16 protein-coding genes are annotated in these 17,244 nt (G+C 65.8%); 5 read left to right on the top strand and 11 right to left on the bottom strand.

Features of this window, described 5'->3' with window-relative positions; genetic code table 11:
• Positions 1 to 230: 230 nt before the first annotated feature.
• On the bottom strand, positions 231 to 1,316 hold the full coding sequence (ychF, locus tag CXQ91_RS01470) for a redox-regulated ATPase YchF (RefSeq protein WP_104172410.1): 1,086 nt from the start codon (positions 1,314 to 1,316) through the stop codon (positions 231 to 233).
• Between the two features lie 185 nt (positions 1,317 to 1,501).
• Here ychF and CXQ91_RS01465 point away from each other — a divergent pair, with 185 nt between their 5' ends.
• Positions 1,502 to 2,713: a DNA recombination protein RmuC gene (locus CXQ91_RS01465; protein ID WP_104172143.1), complete on the top strand. Its 1,212-nt coding sequence runs from the start codon at positions 1,502 to 1,504 to the stop codon at positions 2,711 to 2,713.
• Positions 2,714 to 2,741: 28 nt separating this feature from the next.
• Here the strand turns inward: CXQ91_RS01465 and CXQ91_RS01460 are convergent, their stop codons facing one another.
• Positions 2,742 to 3,821, bottom strand: a complete 1,080-nt coding sequence (locus CXQ91_RS01460) for a 4-hydroxy-3-methylbut-2-enyl diphosphate reductase (protein ID WP_104172142.1) — start codon at positions 3,819 to 3,821, stop codon at positions 2,742 to 2,744.
• A gap of 9 nt (positions 3,822 to 3,830) precedes the next feature.
• Complete coding sequence (locus tag CXQ91_RS01455) at positions 3,831 to 4,700, bottom strand: hypothetical protein (RefSeq protein ID WP_104172141.1); 870 nt, start codon at positions 4,698 to 4,700, stop codon at positions 3,831 to 3,833.
• A 196-nt stretch (positions 4,701 to 4,896) separates the two neighbouring features.
• On the opposite strand from CXQ91_RS01455, the gene xseA reads away from it, so the two are divergent.
• Complete coding sequence (gene xseA, locus CXQ91_RS01450) at positions 4,897 to 6,171, top strand: exodeoxyribonuclease VII large subunit (protein ID WP_104172409.1); 1,275 nt, start codon at positions 4,897 to 4,899, stop codon at positions 6,169 to 6,171.
• Between the two features lie 68 nt (positions 6,172 to 6,239).
• On the top strand, positions 6,240 to 6,470 hold the full coding sequence (locus CXQ91_RS01445; RefSeq protein ID WP_104172140.1) for an exodeoxyribonuclease VII small subunit: 231 nt from the start codon (positions 6,240 to 6,242) through the stop codon (positions 6,468 to 6,470).
• Between the two features lie 42 nt (positions 6,471 to 6,512).
• On the opposite strand, the gene CXQ91_RS01440 is transcribed toward CXQ91_RS01445, so the two are convergent.
• From CXQ91_RS01440 to rsgA, 7 genes are all read right to left on the bottom strand, one after another.
• Positions 6,513 to 7,367, bottom strand: a complete 855-nt coding sequence (locus tag CXQ91_RS01440) for a polyphosphate kinase 2 family protein (protein WP_104172139.1) — start codon at positions 7,365 to 7,367, stop codon at positions 6,513 to 6,515.
• A gap of 105 nt (positions 7,368 to 7,472) precedes the next feature.
• Positions 7,473 to 8,693, bottom strand: a complete 1,221-nt coding sequence (locus tag CXQ91_RS01435) for a pyridoxal phosphate-dependent aminotransferase (RefSeq protein ID WP_104172138.1) — start codon at positions 8,691 to 8,693, stop codon at positions 7,473 to 7,475.
• 146 nt (positions 8,694 to 8,839) lie between these two features.
• The gene (locus CXQ91_RS01430; protein WP_104172137.1) at positions 8,840 to 9,796 is read right to left on the bottom strand and encodes an ABC transporter substrate-binding protein; all 957 of its coding nucleotides are present in this window, start codon (positions 9,794 to 9,796) and stop codon (positions 8,840 to 8,842) included.
• Entirely contained in the window at positions 9,793 to 10,539 is a 747-nt protein-coding gene (locus CXQ91_RS01425; protein WP_104172136.1) for an ABC transporter permease, read from the bottom strand. Before CXQ91_RS01425 ends, CXQ91_RS01430 begins: the two co-directional genes overlap by 4 nt.
• A complete protein-coding gene (locus CXQ91_RS01420) occupies positions 10,536 to 11,246 on the bottom strand; it encodes an ABC transporter permease (protein WP_104172135.1) in 711 nt (236 codons plus the stop codon). Before CXQ91_RS01420 ends, CXQ91_RS01425 begins: the two co-directional genes overlap by 4 nt.
• Positions 11,246 to 12,346, bottom strand: a complete 1,101-nt coding sequence (locus tag CXQ91_RS01415) for an ABC transporter ATP-binding protein (RefSeq protein WP_104172134.1) — start codon at positions 12,344 to 12,346, stop codon at positions 11,246 to 11,248. Before CXQ91_RS01415 ends, CXQ91_RS01420 begins: the two co-directional genes overlap by 1 nt.
• A 235-nt stretch (positions 12,347 to 12,581) precedes the next feature.
• Complete coding sequence (rsgA, locus tag CXQ91_RS01410) at positions 12,582 to 13,760, bottom strand: ribosome small subunit-dependent GTPase A (protein WP_258073786.1); 1,179 nt, start codon at positions 13,758 to 13,760, stop codon at positions 12,582 to 12,584.
• A gap of 368 nt (positions 13,761 to 14,128) precedes the next feature.
• Between rsgA and CXQ91_RS01405 the strand changes: the two genes are divergently transcribed.
• The gene (locus CXQ91_RS01405) at positions 14,129 to 15,169 is read left to right on the top strand and encodes a pirin family protein (RefSeq protein ID WP_104172132.1); all 1,041 of its coding nucleotides are present in this window, start codon (positions 14,129 to 14,131) and stop codon (positions 15,167 to 15,169) included.
• A gap of 3 nt (positions 15,170 to 15,172) precedes the next feature.
• On the opposite strand, the gene CXQ91_RS01400 is transcribed toward CXQ91_RS01405, so the two are convergent.
• A complete protein-coding gene (locus tag CXQ91_RS01400) occupies positions 15,173 to 16,147 on the bottom strand; it encodes an N-acetylglucosamine kinase (protein ID WP_374953605.1) in 975 nt (324 codons plus the stop codon).
• Between the two features lie 36 nt (positions 16,148 to 16,183).
• On the opposite strand from CXQ91_RS01400, the gene CXQ91_RS01395 reads away from it, so the two are divergent.
• Positions 16,184 to 17,230, top strand: a complete 1,047-nt coding sequence (locus tag CXQ91_RS01395; RefSeq protein ID WP_104172130.1) for a nitronate monooxygenase — start codon at positions 16,184 to 16,186, stop codon at positions 17,228 to 17,230.
• The last annotated feature ends 14 nt before the right edge of the window (positions 17,231 to 17,244 follow it).

Here is a 17,244-nt window from a genome sequence, read left to right as displayed (position 1 = left end):
TAAACCCGAAAGGTGCGCCCGTGGGACCAAAGTTGCCCATGGGTAAAGGTTGTTACCGAGCTGCAACAATGGGCAAGCTGTGCCACTTTAAATCGTTGGAGAACCTTGATGCGCAAAAGGCCGGACGGGAACGGGGCCAATCACAGCAAAAGCCCCGATCCAAGGGAATCGGGGCTTTTGCTGTTAATGCTCAATCACTGACTATGGCTGTGCCTTTACGGCGCTGCCTGCTACACGTTGAAGCGGAACTCCACGACGTCGCCGTCGGACATGACGTATTCCTTGCCTTCGATGCGGACCTTCCCGCGGGCCTTCGCCTCGGCCATGGAGCCGGCCTCGATGAGGTCGTCGAAGGAGACAACTTCGGCCTTGATGAAGCCGCGCTGGAAGTCGGAGTGGATCACGCCGGCGGCCTGCGGTGCGGTGTCGCCCTGGTGGATGGTCCAGGCACGCGTTTCCTTGGGCCCTGCCGTCAGGTAGGTCTGCAGTCCCAGGGTGTGGAAGCCGACGCGGGCAAGCTGGTCGAGGCCGGATTCGTCCTGGCCGTTCATCTCCAGCATTTCGCGGGCCTCTTCCTCATCCAGCTCGACGAGGTCGGACTCGAGCTTGGCGTCGAGGAAGATGGCGTCCGCCGGGGCAACCATGGCCCGCAGTTCGTCCTGCTTCTCCGGACTGCCCAGAATGCCTTCGTCCGCGTTGAAGACGTAGATGAAGGGCTTGGCGGTCAGGAGGCTGAGCTCCTTGAGGTGCTCCATCTCCAGTTTGTCGCTCTTGACCGAGGCGAAAATGGTGTCGCCACGCTCCAGCACAGCCTGGGCCGCCTTGATGGCAGCCAGCTCGGCAGCTTCCCGCTTCTTGATCTTGACTTCTTTTTCGATCCGGGGAATCGCATTTTCGATGGTCTGAAGGTCGGCCAGGATCAGCTCAGTGTTGATGGTCTCCATATCCGAGCTGGGATCCACCTTGCCGTCGACGTGAATCACGTCGGGGTCGTCGAACACACGGACAACCTGGGCGATGGCCTCGGCCTCGCGGATGTTGGCGAGGAACTTGTTGCCCAGGCCTTCGCCCTCCGACGCACCTTTCACGATCCCGGCGATGTCCACGAAGGACACCGGGGCGGGCAGCAGCCGCTGGGATCCAAAGATGGCCGCCAGCTTCGCCAGGCGGGGATCCGGAAGGTTCACGACGCCGACATTCGGCTCGATGGTGGCGAACGGATAGTTCGCGGCCAGCACCTGATTGCGGGTCAGTGCGTTGAAAAGGGTTGATTTGCCGACGTTGGGCAGTCCGACGATGCCAATAGTAAGAGCCACGAGCATTGATTCTACCGGTAATCGGTCCGGAACCCTGCGGCAGCCCGTTCCTTTTCATCGCAGCTGTTCGCCGGCGGCGGCGCAGGTCGGCAGCGTGCGGGCAGTGCTGGTCGCCAGTGTGCCGGCTGTGCGGCGGCGCGTGGGTCTGCGCTAAAAATGTCAGAGGCCCGTGCCAAAGTGAACCCATGGACGCTTTTGCACTGATACTTGCCCTACTGATGCTGATTCTCGGAGCCTTGATCGGCGCCGCCTTCACCTACCTCGTGTTCCGGCGGCGGAACGTTGCCCTGGAGCAGGATTTCGACGGCGTCTCGGCCCGTCTTTCGGAGGTCAGCGCCCAGTTCGCGGCAGCCGACGCCGAGCGGCGCCTTTTGTCGGCACAGAACAGGGAGCTGGGCGAGTCACGCAACCAGGACGGCAGCGTCCTCCGGGCCCTGGCTCCCGTGGCGGAGAAGCTTACGGCGGTCCAGCAGCAGGTGTCCCTGCTGGAACGTGACCGGCTGGAGCAGTACGGGCAGCTCGCACAGCAACTGCAGGAAGCCCGGCTCTCCGACGAACAGCTCCTTCGCTCAACCCATGCCCTCGAGTCCGCCCTGCGGTCCAACAGCGCCCGCGGCCAGTGGGGTGAAGTCCAGCTGCGGCGTGTGGTGGAAGCAGCCGGCATGCTCCGCCACGTGGATTTCCATGAGCAGCACCACAGCGCCGCGGCGGGCAACGCCCTGCGGCCCGACCTCGTGGTCCAGCTCCCGGGCGAGAAGCAGCTTGTGGTCGACGCCAAGGTGCCGCTGGCGTCCTACCTTGAAGCCCAGGACCTGGGGCCGTCCTCGGGACAGCAACAGCACGGGCACTCGCTCAACGGACAAAGTGCGCTGCTGGCAGCACACGCAAAGGCATTGAAATCCCATGTGGACGCCCTGAGCAACAAGAAGTACTGGGATATCCCGGGCAATTCACCCGAGCTCGTGATCTGCTTCCTGCCTGCGGAATCCATCCTGGCCGCCGCCCTGGCAGCTGATCCCGGTCTCCTGGACTATGCCCTGAACAAGAACGTGGTGCTCGCTTCCCCCGGCACCCTGCTGGCCGTACTGAAGTCGGTGGCGTTCACCTGGCGCCAGGACGTGCTGACGGACAGTGCCCGGGAGCTGTTTGAGCTGGCCCGGCAGCTCTACGAGCGCATGGGAACACTCGGCGACAACGTGACCAAGCTGGGGTCTTCCCTCAAGACTTCCGTTGACCGCTACAACTCGATGGTCGGGACGCTCGAAGCACGCGTCCTGCCCACGGCCCGAAAGCTCAACGCCCTTGAAGCCGAGGGGCTGACCACGCCGCCCGCCATCGAAGTGACCCCGCGCTCAGTGGCCGCCCCCGAACTCCAGTCGGAGGAATCAGCCGCTTAGTCGCGCCAAGGACAGAATCCCGGAGGGGTCAGGCCCGCGCCTTGTTTCCGCCCAGGGCGCGGGTCACGTCTCCGGATTTCTTCAGCGTCGCCCGGAGCTCCTTGGGCAGGGAGAAGAGCAGGTCTTCCTCTGCCGTGACCACTTCCTCCACGGCGCCGTAGCCGTAGTCCGCGAGGAGCCGAAGCACGTCCTTGACCAGCACTTCCGGAACGGATGCACCAGAGGTAACCCCAACAGTGGCGACACCTTCGAACCAGGCCTCGTCCACTTCGTTGGCGAAGTCAACGCGGTAGGAGGCTTTTGCGCCGTATTCCAGGGCAACCTCCACAAGGCGGACGGAGTTGGAGGAGTTGGCGGAGCCCACCACGATGACCAGGTCGGCCTGCGGGGAAATCTTCTTGATGGCCACCTGCCGGTTGGTGGTGGCGTAGCAGATGTCGTCGCTGGGCGGATCCTGCAGCGTCGGGAAACGCTCTTTCAGCAGCCGGACCGTTTCCATCGTTTCATCCACGCTCAGCGTGGTCTGCGAAAGCCAGATGACCTTTTCCGGGTCCCGGACCGTCACTTTATCTACCTCGTGCGGGCCGTTGATGATCTGGATGTGCTCGGGGGCTTCACCGGCCGTCCCCTCAACTTCCTCGTGGCCGTCGTGGCCGATCAGGAGGATGTCGAAGTCGTCCTTGGCAAAGCGGACAGCTTCGCGGTGCACCTTGGTCACCAGGGGGCATGTGGCGTCAATGGTGCGAAGGCCACGGTCCTCGGCCGACTGCACTACCGCGGGCGACACGCCGTGGGCCGAAAAAATCACCAGGGCGCCTTCGGGGACCTCGTCGGTCTCGTCAACGAAGATGGCACCCTTTTCCTCGAGGGAGCTGACCACGTGGACGTTGTGGACGATCTGTTTGCGGACGTAGACCGGCGGACCGTAGTGTTCCAGCGCCTTCTCAACGGCAATAACGGCACGGTCCACTCCGGCGCAGTAGCCGCGGGGAGCCGCGAGCAGGACCTTTTTGGGGCCTGACACCGGAGCCGCTGCCAGTACGTCCTCAGGCGAACGGCGCCTCCGCGGAATGGAAGGCATGGGGATGGAGACAGCTGAGGTGGTCATTGTTCAATGCTACCGGGAACGCAGGGCACGGCCTGCGCCGGCAACAACGCGGAAAATGACGCGGAAAATGACGCCGGCCACGATGAGGACGGCCCCGGCGATGAGCGTTGCCAGGATCCACTGCCCGAACCGGTCGGAGGACGCGGCGACGAATTCGCTTTTGAAGATGTCCGCCACCTCGTTCCCGCTGGCTGTTCCGGCAACCGCGAGGCCAACTGCGTCAGCGCCCAGTTTCCAGACCGCCGCCAGCACCAGCGCTCCGGCCCCCGCCCCCACCAGCACGGTCCAGCGCCGGCGTGCGGCAATCAGGCCAAGCAGCAAGGCGATTGCCGATCCCGCGGCCAACGCATAACCCATGGGCGCGTAGGCCGACACCTGGTCCACGAGTTGCCGCTGGCTTGGCTGCCCAATGTCGATCAGCGTCTGTTCCGGCGCCTCCACCGGCACTTTGGTTGCGTCCGAAATCTGCTGGGTCAGCAGGCCCACCAGGGGTGCCACATCCAGGGTGAGGGTCGTGGACGGTTCGGCCTCCGACGGGGCGGTTCCGGAAGCCGTGAAGTTGAGGCGGTGGCTCTTCCTCAGCGTTTCCTCCCACGCCGCGGGGTAGCCGGGAAGCGTTGTCAGGGATTTGGCGGCTGAATCCAGGATCGGCTGCACCAGTTCCGCGAACGGTTCAGGAATCTGGCCGGTCGGATCGATGCTGCCAACCGCGGCGGATGCCAGCCTTTGTTGGAAGACAGAGTCCTTGCCCAGCGGAGCGGCGAGGGAGACAAAGCCGTCCTCCTGCACAATGTTCCGGTCCACCCAGATGGCGGGAACGGCGACGGCGGCCAGCAGCAGTCCAAGGATGACGGCGGCAGCTGAGACAAAAGTGCGCAAGGGATTCCTAGGTTTGGTTGGCGGTACTGCCATCCTAGGGGTGCCGGCGGGGAAGCAAAAATGTCGGCGGACAGTGGTAGAGCTATGGATAGAGTTGATTTGGTTTGATGCCATTCCGTTTTGATGCACTGCCACCCGCAAAGGATTCCCATGCCCAAGGCTCCCACCCCGTCACGGTCCGCCCGTGGCTGACAACATGCCCGCGGCAACCACGGTTCCTGCGACGGCTGCCGAAACCAGCCCGGACAACCCTTGGCCCTTGCAGCTTCTGTCCCAAAAACTCAAAGCCCACATCGACCGAACCCCCTCGGCGTGGGTCGAAGGCCAGGTCATCGAGCTGAACCGCCGCGGCGGCAGTGCCTTCATGACGCTCCGGGATGTTGACGCCGAAATCTCCCTACCGGCGTCCATCTGGTCGAATGTTCTGGACCGCCAGGAGGTTCCCCTGGAGCGGGGCTCCAGGGTGGTCGCACTCCTGAAGGCAGAGTTCTGGCTCAAGACCGGACGCATCAACATGTCGGTGAAGGACATCCGTCCGGTAGGGCTCGGAGACCTGCTGGCGCGGATCGAGCGGCTCCGCCACGCGCTTTCCATGGAAGGCCTTTTTGCGGATTCCCGGAAGAAACGCCTGCCGCTCCTCCCCCACCGGATCGGACTCATCACCGGACGCGACTCCGATGCCAAAAAGGACGTGCTTCGCAACGCCGCGCTCCGGTGGCCAGCCGTCGAATTCGAGGTCCGGGAAGTGGCGGTGCAGGGAAATACGGCTGTGTCCCAGATCATTGGCGCGCTGCGCGAACTCGATGCGGATCCCCACGTTGACGTCATCGTCATCGCCCGCGGCGGCGGCGCTTTGGAGGACCTGCTCCCCTTCAGCAATGAGGACCTGATCAGGGCAGTGTCCGGCGCGTCCACACCCGTGGTCAGCGCGATCGGGCACGAGGCGGACCGGCCCATCCTCGACGACGTCGCCGACCTCCGGGCCTCCACGCCCACGGATGCCGCAAAGAGGATCGTTCCCGACGTCGCGGAAGAACTCACCAGGGTTCGGCAGGCCCGCGACCAGCTCAGGCGCGGTGTGACGCGGCTGGTGGAACGCGAATCCGACCGGATGGCCTCCCTGCATTCGAGGCCTGTCCTCGCTTCGCCGGAAGTCATGGTCAGCTCCCGGGCCGAAGACGTTGCACGACTCAGCAGCCGCTCACGCGCCGCCATCAGCACCGCAGTACTGAGGGCCGCCGACCAGGTCGTCCACCTCCGCAACCAGGTGCGCTCCCTCTCACCGCAGCAAACGCTGGACCGCGGCTACGCCGTGGTGCAGGTGGCAGGCGCAGACCAGGCAGCGGATACCCGGAAGGCCGTCGTGCGGCACCCGTCGCAGGCACCCGAGGGCTCCGAGCTTTTCGTACGGGTTGCAGGCGGCAGTTTTTCGGCCCGGTCCACCGGCGGCCACCAGATTTCCGACAACTGAATCAGCGCGGTGCCGGACAAACACACCGGAACCGCCCAGTCCACTTACCACCAGCAAGGAGCAGCACATTGGCAGCAGAACAGAAACCGAACGCGGACATCGAAGGACTGAGCTACGAGGAGGCCCGCGAACAGCTCGTGGCCGTGGTGGGCAAGCTCGAAGCCGGCGGCGCCAGCCTTGAGGACTCACTCGCGTTGTGGGAGAGGGGCGAAGCGTTGGCCAAGCGCTGTGAGGAATGGCTCGAAGGCGCCCGCAAACGGCTGGCCGCTGCCAGGAACCAGGCCGGGCCGGAGTCTTAGTCCGCCCCGGGCCTTAGGCCGCCCGGGTCCCGGGCCGCCGGATCAGGACCTTTCCACCATGCTGCGTTCCAAGGCAACGTCGTACTCGGCGGCGGGCCAATCCAGATGGAGGTCTTCCATGGCGTGTAGCAGCAGCTGCTGCACGGCGATGCGCGCGTACCACTTCTTGTTTGCCGGGACCACATGCCAGGGCGCCACCTCAGTGTGTGTCTTGTCAAAGGCCACCTGGTATGCGGCCATGTAGTCGTCCCAGAAAGCGCGCTCCTTCAAGTCGCCGCTGCTGTACTTCCAGTGCTTCGAGGAATCATCCAGCCGCGCGAGCAGCCGGGCCTTCTGTTCATCCCGGCTGATGTTCAGCATCACCTTGACGATCCGGGTACCGGAGGCCGTCAGCCTGGCTTCAAATTCGTTGATCGCGGTGTAGCGCCGCTCCAACTCTTCCGGGGATGCCCAGCCGCGGACCCGGTGGATGAGCACATCCTCGTAGTGGGACCGGTCGAAGACACCCACCATCCCGGCCGCGGGGACTTCCTTCTCGATCCGCCAGAGGAAGTCATAGGCTTTTTCCTCGTCGGTGGGCGCCTTGAACGCCTTGAGCTGCACACCCTGCGGGTCCATGGCACCCACAACGTGGGCCACGATGCCGCCTTTGCCCGCGGTGTCCATGGCCTGGAGGATCAGCAGGATGCGCTTGCTGCCGCCAAATTTGGCCTCTGCGAACAGCTTCTCCTGGAGGGTGGTGAGCTTCCCGTCCAGTTCGGCAAGGAGTGCCCGGCCATCCGCTTTGTCGCCCGGATAGCCCGGCGTGGAATCAGGATCCACATCGGCCAGCTTGAATCCGTCACCCGCTACCAGGGTCCCGGAGGGGTGCTTGTCGAAATCTTCGATGCCTGCCATGTGGTGCCTTCCGCCGATGTGCCACCAGACCGGAGTGCCGCCTCAACGCGGCACATTCCGGCTGCCGCCGCCCGGGAGCCCCCGGGCGGCGTTGCTGCCATCAGGCTAGTTCCCCTGGTACCGGCTCAGGAAGTCCCCCATGCGGCCAATTGCCTCTTCGATGTCCTTCACGTTGGGCAGGGTGACCATCCGGAAGTGGTCCGGCCGGACCCAGTTGAAGGCACGCCCGTGGGAAACGAGGATCTTCTGATCGCGAAGCAGGTCCAGGACGAACTTTTCGTCGTCGCGGATGTGGAAGACCTCGGGGTCCAGTTTGGGGAAGAGGTACAGCGCTCCCCTGGCCTGCTGGGTGCTGACACCGGGGATGGCGTTGAGCAGGTCGTAGGCCTTGTTCCGCTGTTCCAGCAGGCGCCCGCCGGGCAGGATCAGGTCGTTGATGCTCTGGTATCCGCCCAAAGCTGTCTGGATGGCATGCTGCGCCGGTACGTTGGCGCAGAGGCGCATGTTGGCCAGCAGGCTGATGCCTTCGAGGTAATCGGCGGCGTCCTTCTTCGGCCCGGAAATCGCCATCCAGCCGGCCCGGTACCCGCACACCCGGTACGCCTTGGAAAGTCCGCTGAAGGTCAGGCACAGGACGTCGTCGCCGGTGAGGCCGGCAAGGTTCACGTGGACGGCGTCCTCGTACAGGATCTTCTCGTAGATTTCATCCGCGAAGAGGACCAGTCCGTGCTTTTCGGCGAGGGCCACGATCTTCTTCAGTGTCTCTTCGGGATACACCGCACCGGTGGGGTTGTTCGGGTTGATTACCACGATTCCCTTGGTGCGCGGGGTGATCTTGGATTCGAGGTCCTCCAGGTCCGGCTGCCAGCCGGACTCCTCATCGCAGAGGTAGTGCACAGGCCGCCCGCTTGCGAGGGCCACGGAGGCGGTCCACAGCGGGTAGTCCGGTGTGGGGATAAGGACCTCGTCGCCGTCGTCGAGGAGCGCCATGAGCGACATGGTGATGAGTTCACTGACGCCGTTGCCGAGGTAGATATCATCCACGTGGATGTTCTGGATCCCGCGGGTCTGGTAGTACTGCGACACGGCGGTCCGGGCGGAAAATATGCCGCGGGAATCACTGTAGCCCTGGGCATGCGGCAGGTGGCGGATCATGTCCACCAAAATCGCGTCCGGCGCTTCAAAACCAAACGGGGCCGGGTTTCCGATGTTCAGTTTGAGGATGCGGTGACCCTCTGCCTCCATCTGCTGGGCGGCCTGAAGAATCGGTCCACGGATGTCGTAGAGGACATTATGAAGCTTGGTGGACTGCTTGAATTCTGCCATCCATCAAATATGCCATATGGCGGATGTACTTCAGCTGAGACTTGACTCACACGGGAGCGACGTGGTGCCGCTTCGGCCAGCAGCCGAGGAAAACGACGACGGCGCCCGCCGGACCGTGAAGTCCGGAAGGCGCCGTCGGGCTCCGGCTACTTAACCAGCCCCTTGTCCTTGAGCCAGGCCGCTGCTGCGTCCTTCGGGTTCTGCTTCTGCGTGCCGCTGACGGCACGGTTGAGGTTGATCAGGTCTTCCGTGGTGAGGATCTTGGACACGGAGTTGAGCGCTTCCTTGGCCTTGTCCGTCATCTTGGCCTTGTTGTACAGCGGCAGGACCTGCTGGGCGATGAAGTTGTTCTTGGGGTCCTCCAGGACCACCAGGTCATTGTCGGCGATGGCCGGCGTCGTGGTGTAGATGTCCGCGACCTGCACCTGGTCCTCGAGCAGCGCCTTCACGGTGATGGGGCCGCCGCCGTCGCTGAACGGTTCCAGCTTCTTCGGCTCGCAGCTGTAGTTCTTTTTCAGGCCGGGCAGGCCGTACGCGCGCTCGGCGAAGGTAGCCGGGGCGCCGACCACCAGCTCGCTGCAGACCTTGGCGAGGTCTTCGATGGACTTGAGCTGGTACTTCTCCGCTGTCGCCTTGGTCACCACCATGGCGTCCTTGTCCTCAGCCGTGGAAGCCTCCAGCACGGCCAGTCCCTCCGGCAGCTTGGCCGGGAGCGCCTTGAAGATGTCGTCCGCCGACACCTCGGTGGCTTCCTTGTCCACATGCAGCAGGAGGTTGCCGCTGTAGTCGGGGATGACGTCCACGGACCCGTCCTGGACAGCCTTGAAGTACACCTCGCGGGACCCGATGTTGGGCTTGGTGCTTGCAGTCACGCCGGCCGCGTTCAGGGCACCCGCGTAGACCTCTGCAATGATCTGGCTTTCCGGGAAGTCGGCGGAACCGATCACCAGCGCCGAACCTGATCCCGAGCCGCCCGTGGCGGGCGCGCTTCCCAGGGGGTCCGACCCTCCGCCGCACGCGGACAGCGTCAGGGCAAGCCCGACGCCGGCGGCCAGGCCGCCGAATGCGCGCCGGCCCAGGACTCTAGAGTGGGTTTCCTTCATGACGTACCTCCTTGAAGAACAGGCTCCGCGGACACGGGGTCTGTGAGATCAACCGGTGCCTGCTGGCTCCGGTCTGGCGTGGCAGAAACTCTCCTGGACAGGAACAGCCTCTGGAAAACGGCGAGAATCAGGTCAACGGCGATGGCCAGTCCGGCTATCAGGAGCGAACCGCCGAGCATTTGCGGAAAATCGGACAACACCAGGCCATCGAAAAGATACCGGCCCAGGCCGCCCAGATTGATATACGCAACTACCGAAACGGTGGCGATCACCTGCAGCACGCCGGTCCGGAATCCTCCGAACATTACCGTCAGGGCATTGGGGACTTCCGCCCGGAACAGCACCTGCAGTTCCGTCATACCCATGGCGCGGGCGGCGTCCACCACGTTCCGGTCCACGCTGGCAATCCCCGCATAGGTGCCTGCGAGCAGCGGGGGCACCGTGAGAATCACGAGGGCCCAGATCGGAGGCATCAGTCCGATGCCGGCCAGGAGGACGAAGAGAGTCAGCAGGCCAAGGGTGGGCAGTGCCCGCAGCGCTCCGGCCAACGCAACAACCGCCACCCGGCCGCGGCCGGTGTGGCCGACATAGAGGCCGATTGGGACGGCGATGGCCGTGGCGATCAGCATCACGAGGCCTGTGTACTGGAGGTGCTCTGCCAGCCGGACGGGAATTCCCGTGCTGCCGGCCCAGTTCAGGGGGTCCCCCAGCCAGGCGAAGGTATCCGTAAAGACATTGCTCATGCGGAGGCACCGCCTGCCCGGACATCGGACAACCGCTCCGCCGCCGAGGCGAGACCGGCCCTGTCCGTTCTTGTTGCAGCCCTGGTCCACGGCGTCAGGAGCCGTTCCAGGAGCACGAGCACCGCATCCATCACCAGTGCCAGAACCAGAATGGCAATGATCCCGACCACCACCTCGGTAATGAAGCCCCGTTGGAGTCCGGAGGTGAACAGCATCCCCAGGTTCCCGATGCCCAGCAGGGCGGCCACGCTCACCAGCGAGATGTTGCTGACCGACACCACACGCAACCCGGCGAACAGCACCGGCAGGGAGAGCGGAAGATCGATCTGGACGAAACGCGCACCGGGCTTGAAGCCCATGGCAACGGCGGCCTGGCGAAGGTCGTCATCCACCGAGTCGAAAGCGTCGAGGGCGGCCCGCACCAGGAGGGCCACCGCGTAAATCGTGAGTGCCACAATCACGTTGACCGGGTCCAGGACCCTGGTCCCCAGGATCGAGGGAAGGATGATGAACAAGGCGAGGGACGGCACCGTATATAGCAGGGACGTCGCCGTGACCACCACAGAGCGCAGGGTCCTGTTTCGCCGGGCGAACTGGGCGAGCGGAATCGAGAGCAGCAAACCAAAGACCATGGGCAGGATGGCCAGCACCAGGTGCTGGCCGGCGAGTTCGAACACCCGCCCGCTGTTGGCCAGGAACCATTCCATCAGAGGGCACCCTGCCGGACCAGCCGGGCCGATTCAATGACCGCCAGCAACTCATCCGCTTTGAGGACGCCGGCAAGCCGGCCGTCTGCGTCCACGGCAACGCCCAGCCCCGAGGGCGAGGAGAGCGCCGCGTCCAGGGCCCGGCGGAGGGTCTCCCCTTTCCGGAAGAGCGATCCGCCGGGGATGAGCGCTGGTCCCGCGCCCGGGCTGGTCCAGCCCAGCGGGCGCGAATCCGCGTCCACCACGAGCAGCCAGTCGTCCGTGGCAGAACCTGCCGCGCCGGCCGCCAGGCCGCTCTGGCTGACGGTGGGGACCTCGTGGAGGGTGACGGCGTCGGACGGGCTGAACGCCAGGTGGCGGAACCCCCGGTCCTTGCCCACGAAGGACGCTACGAAGTCGTTGGCCGGTGCGCGCAGGATTTCCTCCGGCGTCGCGTACTGCGCCAGCTTGCCGCTGGTGGCGAAGACGGCGACCTTGTCCCCCAGGACCGTGGCTTCGTCGATGTCATGGGTGACGAAAACGATGGTCTTGGCCAGGTCCCGCTGCAGCCTGAGCAGCTCCTGCTGCAGTTCGTCGCGAACGACCGGATCCACGGCGCTGAAGGGTTCGTCCATCAGCAGTACGGGCGGATCTGCGGCGAGGGCGCGCGCCACGCCCACGCGCTGCTGCTGGCCGCCGGACAGCTGGGAGGGGTAGCGCTTGCCGAGCACCGAAGCGAGCCCGACGACGTCGAGCAGTTCCTGGGCGCGCTGGCGTGCCTCCGCTTTGGAGACCCCGTTCAGCCGCGGGACGGTGGCGATGTTGTCCAGCACCGAACGGTGCGGCATCAGTCCCGAGGACTGCATGACGTACCCCATGGACCGGCGCAGCTGCGCCGCGGGCACGGACGTCACGTCCTTGCCGTCCACAGTGATGGTGCCGGAAGTGGGCTCCACCATGCGGTTGATCATCCGCAGGGAGGTGGTCTTCCCGCATCCGGACGGACCAACAAAAACCGTGATGGAGCCTTTGTCGATGGACATGGTCAGGTTGTCAACGGCCGGCTGCCCGCTCTGGTACTGCTTGGTGACGCTCTGGAATTCGATCATGGCTTCAGCCATTTCCCGGCTTACCTTACTGTTGGCGGCAACATCGGACGGACAAGCCAGAAGATCATAAGCTCACTGATTTTCGGCTGTAAAGCAGGTATTACACAGCGTAACCAGCGGCCCCGCCAAAGTCAGCGGTGCCGCGGTTACCGTAAGCATTCGGTGACCTGCGCCTTTTGGATGGGTGGCGGTGCCGGACGTGTCATCCTGAGCTGTCCGGCACCGCTGCGCCCTCCCCGGCGGCACGTCACCTGCGCTTGCGTTTACCCCGTTTTCCGTCCCCGCCGGCGCGGTCACCGGCCGCTTCCTGGCCGTACCGCTCGGCCGCCCGCTGGCTCTTGCCGGCCACCACCACCTTTTGGTGCCATTCCCGCTGGTAGGCCCTCCGGGCTGCCGCGTCATGCCGGCGGTTCAGGGCCGCAAGCTCACGTTGGAGCTTGAGGTAGCTCTCCCACCGGCGCATTTCCAGGGTCCCGTCGGCGAGCGCGCCCTGGATAGCACAGCCGGGTTCCCGGTCGTGCGCACAGTCGGCGAAGCGGCACTGGCTGAACAGCTCCTCCAGGTCGCCGAACATCTCCCCCATCCCGTCGTCCGCGTCGAAGAGCCCGAACCCGCGTACTCCGGGGGTGTCCATGAGCACGGCTCCCCCGGGCAGCGGAACGAGCTCCCGGGACGTGGTGGTGTGCCTGCCCTTGCCGTCGCCCGCACGCACCGGCCCGACCTCCTGCACGCGGTGCCCCGCCAGGGCGTTGATCAGCGTGGACTTCCCGGCGCCGGAGGGCCCCAGCAGGACAAGCGTCGCGCCGGCCGGGACGTGTCCGAGCAGTTCATCAAGGCCATCGCCATGTTCCGCCGCCGTGGTGACCACATCAACACCGGCGGCCTGCAGGATGACCTTTCCGACGACGTCGTCCGCGATGTCGGCAAGATCGGCTTTGGTGATGATCACCAGCGGAGTGGCCCCCGAGTCCCACGCCGCCACGAGTGTCCGCTCCAGCCGGTTGTGGGTGAGCGGCCGGTCCACCGGGACCACGACCCCGACTACATCCACATTGGCGCCCAGGACCTGGGCTTCCGAGGATGCCTCAAAGGCCCGCTTGCGGCTCAGCGCCGATTGCCGCGGCAACACGCTGATGACGGCGGGTTCCCCCACGGCGTTGGCACCGAGCCAGACCCAGTCCCCGGTGGCGGGAACCTCGCCGTGGCTTGGATAAGGCAGATGCCAGTGCTCCGCCGCCCCCGCGACCAGGACCCTGTTCCGGTCGACGCGGACCACCCGCCCGGGGCTCTGGCCACCCGGCACGGGATGGGCCTCAAACAGCGCTGCCGTTGAGGCGGTGAAGCCGAACTGCACGGGACCGGCCAACGCAGGATGCCCGTGAGGTGAAGTTGAATTGTTGGTTGCTGAAAAATCTGCGGTCACCATGTGACCGGATGTTGTACTCAATGGAGAACCTCTGGTGAGGCCCCGTTGCATGGACTCCGCTGCTTGAGCCGGCCAGTGCGATTTCTGCGCGGCGATTCAGGCCCGGTGATTCAGGTGGATGCGGGTCAGGACATGCGATGGTCCGGGGCAGGATTAATGACTTTGCTGAGGCGCTTGGCGCGCAGGAATATTGCAGTCATCGTCTCCACCTCCCCTGGTTCACGGCCACGACTTCGATGTGGGGCCGTCCGCTTCACCGGCCCTAAGGGCCGGCGGCTTTTCAAGCGTAAGCCGTCCGGCCCCGGCTTGGCTAGGGGTCATGGGCGGGGCCACTGCCGGTAACCGGGCGTTCGGCCTAGAGTTGGTCTGTGACGAACCTTGAAGTGAGCCCCAGGGAAGAACTGTGCCCGCCCGGACAACCCGGAGGGTACGCCGGAAACGGCCCGTGCCTGCAGTTATGGCCGGCACGGGAGGTCCCGCTGGGAGGAGTCCGGGCCATGAACGTCCTGCGGACGCTTCCGCAACGTGGCCTCCCCACCGTCGGCGCCTGGTGCTTCCTGGACAGCTTTGGTCCGGACCGGGTGGCCATGTCCGTGCTGCCGCATCCGCACACCGGCCTGCAGACAGTGACCTGGCCGCTCACCGGCAACATCAGGCACCGCGACAGCGTGGGCAGCGACGTGATCGTGCGCCCGGGGGAGCTCAACATCATGACCGCGGGCCGCGGCGTCTCCCACTCCGAGTTCGCCGTGCTGCCGCACCATCAGCACGGTCAGCACGACGGCGGAGCGGAGCTTCCGCTGCAGCGGGGCCTTCAGCTGTGGGTCGCCCTGCCGGACGGAGAGCGCCACCGGGCCCCGGCATTCGAGCAGCACCGCGACCTTCCGGAAGTTGCCGGAACCGGCTTCACCGCAACGGTCATGGTGGGAAGCTTCGCTGGAACGACTTCACCAGCAACCATGTACTCGCAGATTGTCGGAGCAGACATCAGCTGCAGCGGCCCCGTCATGCTGCCTCTTGACCCGGAGTTTGAGCATGCGGTGCTGGTGCTCGACGGCGGCATTACCATCGACGGCCAGGACGTTCCGCCGGGTCCGCTGGGCTACCTCGGTACGGGCCGCCAACTGCTTGAACTGGACGCGCTTCCGGAGACGCGCTTCATCCTGCTCGGCGGGGAACCGTTCCAGGAAGAGCTCCTGATGTGGTGGAATTTCGTGGGCCGGACCCACGACGAGGTGGCAGAGGCGCGCCAGGACTGGGAAGCCCAGGCCGGCCTTCCGGACCCGGGCGCCGAGGCATCGCGCTTTGGCCTGGTCCGGGGCCACGGCCCGGACGCGGGAGCCGAGGCCGGGCGCATCCCTGCTCCGGCGCTGCCCGGCGTCCGGCTCCGCCCGCGCACGCGTTCCTGACGGCTAGCCCTGCTCGGCCACCAGCTGCAGGACGCCGAAGACGGGGTCCTGCTCCAGCACACGCACATCCGTCACGCCTTCGGCGGCAAGGCTGCGCCTGAAGGATTCCTGCAGAAGTGGCACGTTCATGCCGAGGCCGCCACCGAGGATCACCGGCCCCTTAATCCCCAGCTTCGTCAATGCCTGGGCGGTCAGGCCCGCCAGGTCCCGGCCCGCCTGCTCAACCAGCGCCCGGCTGGCTTCGTGACCCGCGTCCGCGGCCTCGACCACAAACCGGGCCTGCTGCGCCCAGAAGCGGCGCCCGGTCTCCGGCGAGTGGAACAGGGCAATGAGCTTGTTGGGGTCCTCGACGTTGCAGGACCGCAGCAGCGCCGTGGTGAGTTCGTCCGGCTCCAAACCCTGGTTCATCCGGCGGAGGCTGTGGCGGACAGCTTCGCGCCCCAGCCAATAGCCGCTGCCCTCGTCCCCGAGCAGGTAGCCCCAACCTCCCGCGCGGGCTTCTTCGCCCTCCGCGTTCTTGCCCCAGGCCGCGGAGCCGGTGCCGGCGATAACGGCCACGCCCGTGCTCGCCCCGCCGGCTGCCAGCAAGAGCCGGGAGTCGTGGACCACCGTGATCTTCGCTTCGGGCACATGCGGAGCGATCAGCGCCGCGAGCGCGGCTGCGTCCTCCTCCGTGTCAATTCCGCCGGCTCCGGCGTAGACCTGGGCCACCGTGCCCCCGCCGATCCGGCCAAAGAGCTCGGCCAGGCGCAGTGCCGCTTCCTCGCGGCTGACGTTTTGCACATTGGAGCTGCCGACGCTTTCATCGGCCACGGGCTGCCCGTTCTCGAAGCGGACACCGCGTGTTTTGGTGCCGCCGATGTCCAGGCCGATCACGGCGCCGGCCGGCAGACCCGCCTGCATAACGGGCGGCGCGGCGTGGGCCCCGCCGGTGGAAGGAACAGAATCCGTTGCCGGCAGGTTGTCAGAATTAGTCACGTGAACAGACTACTGAGTCGCTACAGGGAGCAGGGAATGACAGGCGCCATATTCGGTACAAGAATCATCGCGGCTCCCATGGCCGGGGGCACATCAACATCCCGGTTCGTGCAGGCCGTTCACCACGCCGGCGGCGTGGGTTTCCTTGCCGCGGGCTATAAGGGCGTGGCGGCCATGGAGGCCGAAATCCGCGAGGTCCGCTCCGCCGGTGCCCGGTTCGGCATGAACCTCTTCGTGCCCGACCGGGCCCAGCTGAACCCGCCGGCCCCGGTCCGGGCAGCCTTGGAGGACTACCGGCGGAGCCTTGAGCCGGACGCCCGGCGCTACGGGGTGTCGCTTCCCGAACTGCGGCTCGACGACGATGACGAGTGGCAGGGCAAGGTCGATGCCCTGCTGGCGGACCCGGTGGAGTTTGTCAGCTTCACTTTCGGGCTGCCGGAGCAGGACGAAGTGCGCGCGTTCAAGCGGGCCGGTTCCATGGTCATTGCCACCGTCACCAGCAAGGCCGAAGCCCTGCTGGCCGTGGAGCGGGGAGCCGACGTTGTGGCCGTCCAGCACGGGAGCGCAGGCGGACACAGCGGGGCTTTCCTGGCGCCCGGCAGCGCAGCCTCCCCCACCCACCGCACGACGGCGGAACTGGTCGCCGAGGTGCGGGCCGCCGTCGGCGTTCCCCTGGTTGCGGCCGGCGGGATCATGGATTCCGCGGGCCTTGACTCCGTGCTGGCCGCCGGCGCAACGGCAGCCCAGCTGGGCACGGCTTTTGTCCGCAGCGATGAAAGCGGCGCGAGGCAACTGCACAAGGACGCCCTCGCCAGCCCCGTTTTCACGGACACACGCCTGACGCGTGCCTTCACCGGCAGGCAGGCGCGGGCCCTGGGCAATTCCTTTGCCAGGGACCATGAGGATGCACCAGAGGGGTACCCGGCAATCCACCACCTCACCGCCCCGATACGCGCAGCGGCCGCCGCGGCCGGCGATGCGGAGCGGTTGAATCTCTGGGCGGGAACCGGGTGGCGGCAGGCGGCAGCGGGACCGGTCTCGGCCATCATGGCCGGGCTGCTGGCCGGGTCCAAACTTTCCTGATCCGCGGGGCGGCG

The organism is Arthrobacter sp. Y81 (assembly GCF_002929335.1).
GTDB lineage: Bacteria > Actinomycetota > Actinomycetes > Actinomycetales > Micrococcaceae > Arthrobacter.
The sequence above is the reverse complement of the archived record's forward strand: the minus strand, read 5'-3'. Positions and strand labels throughout refer to the sequence as shown.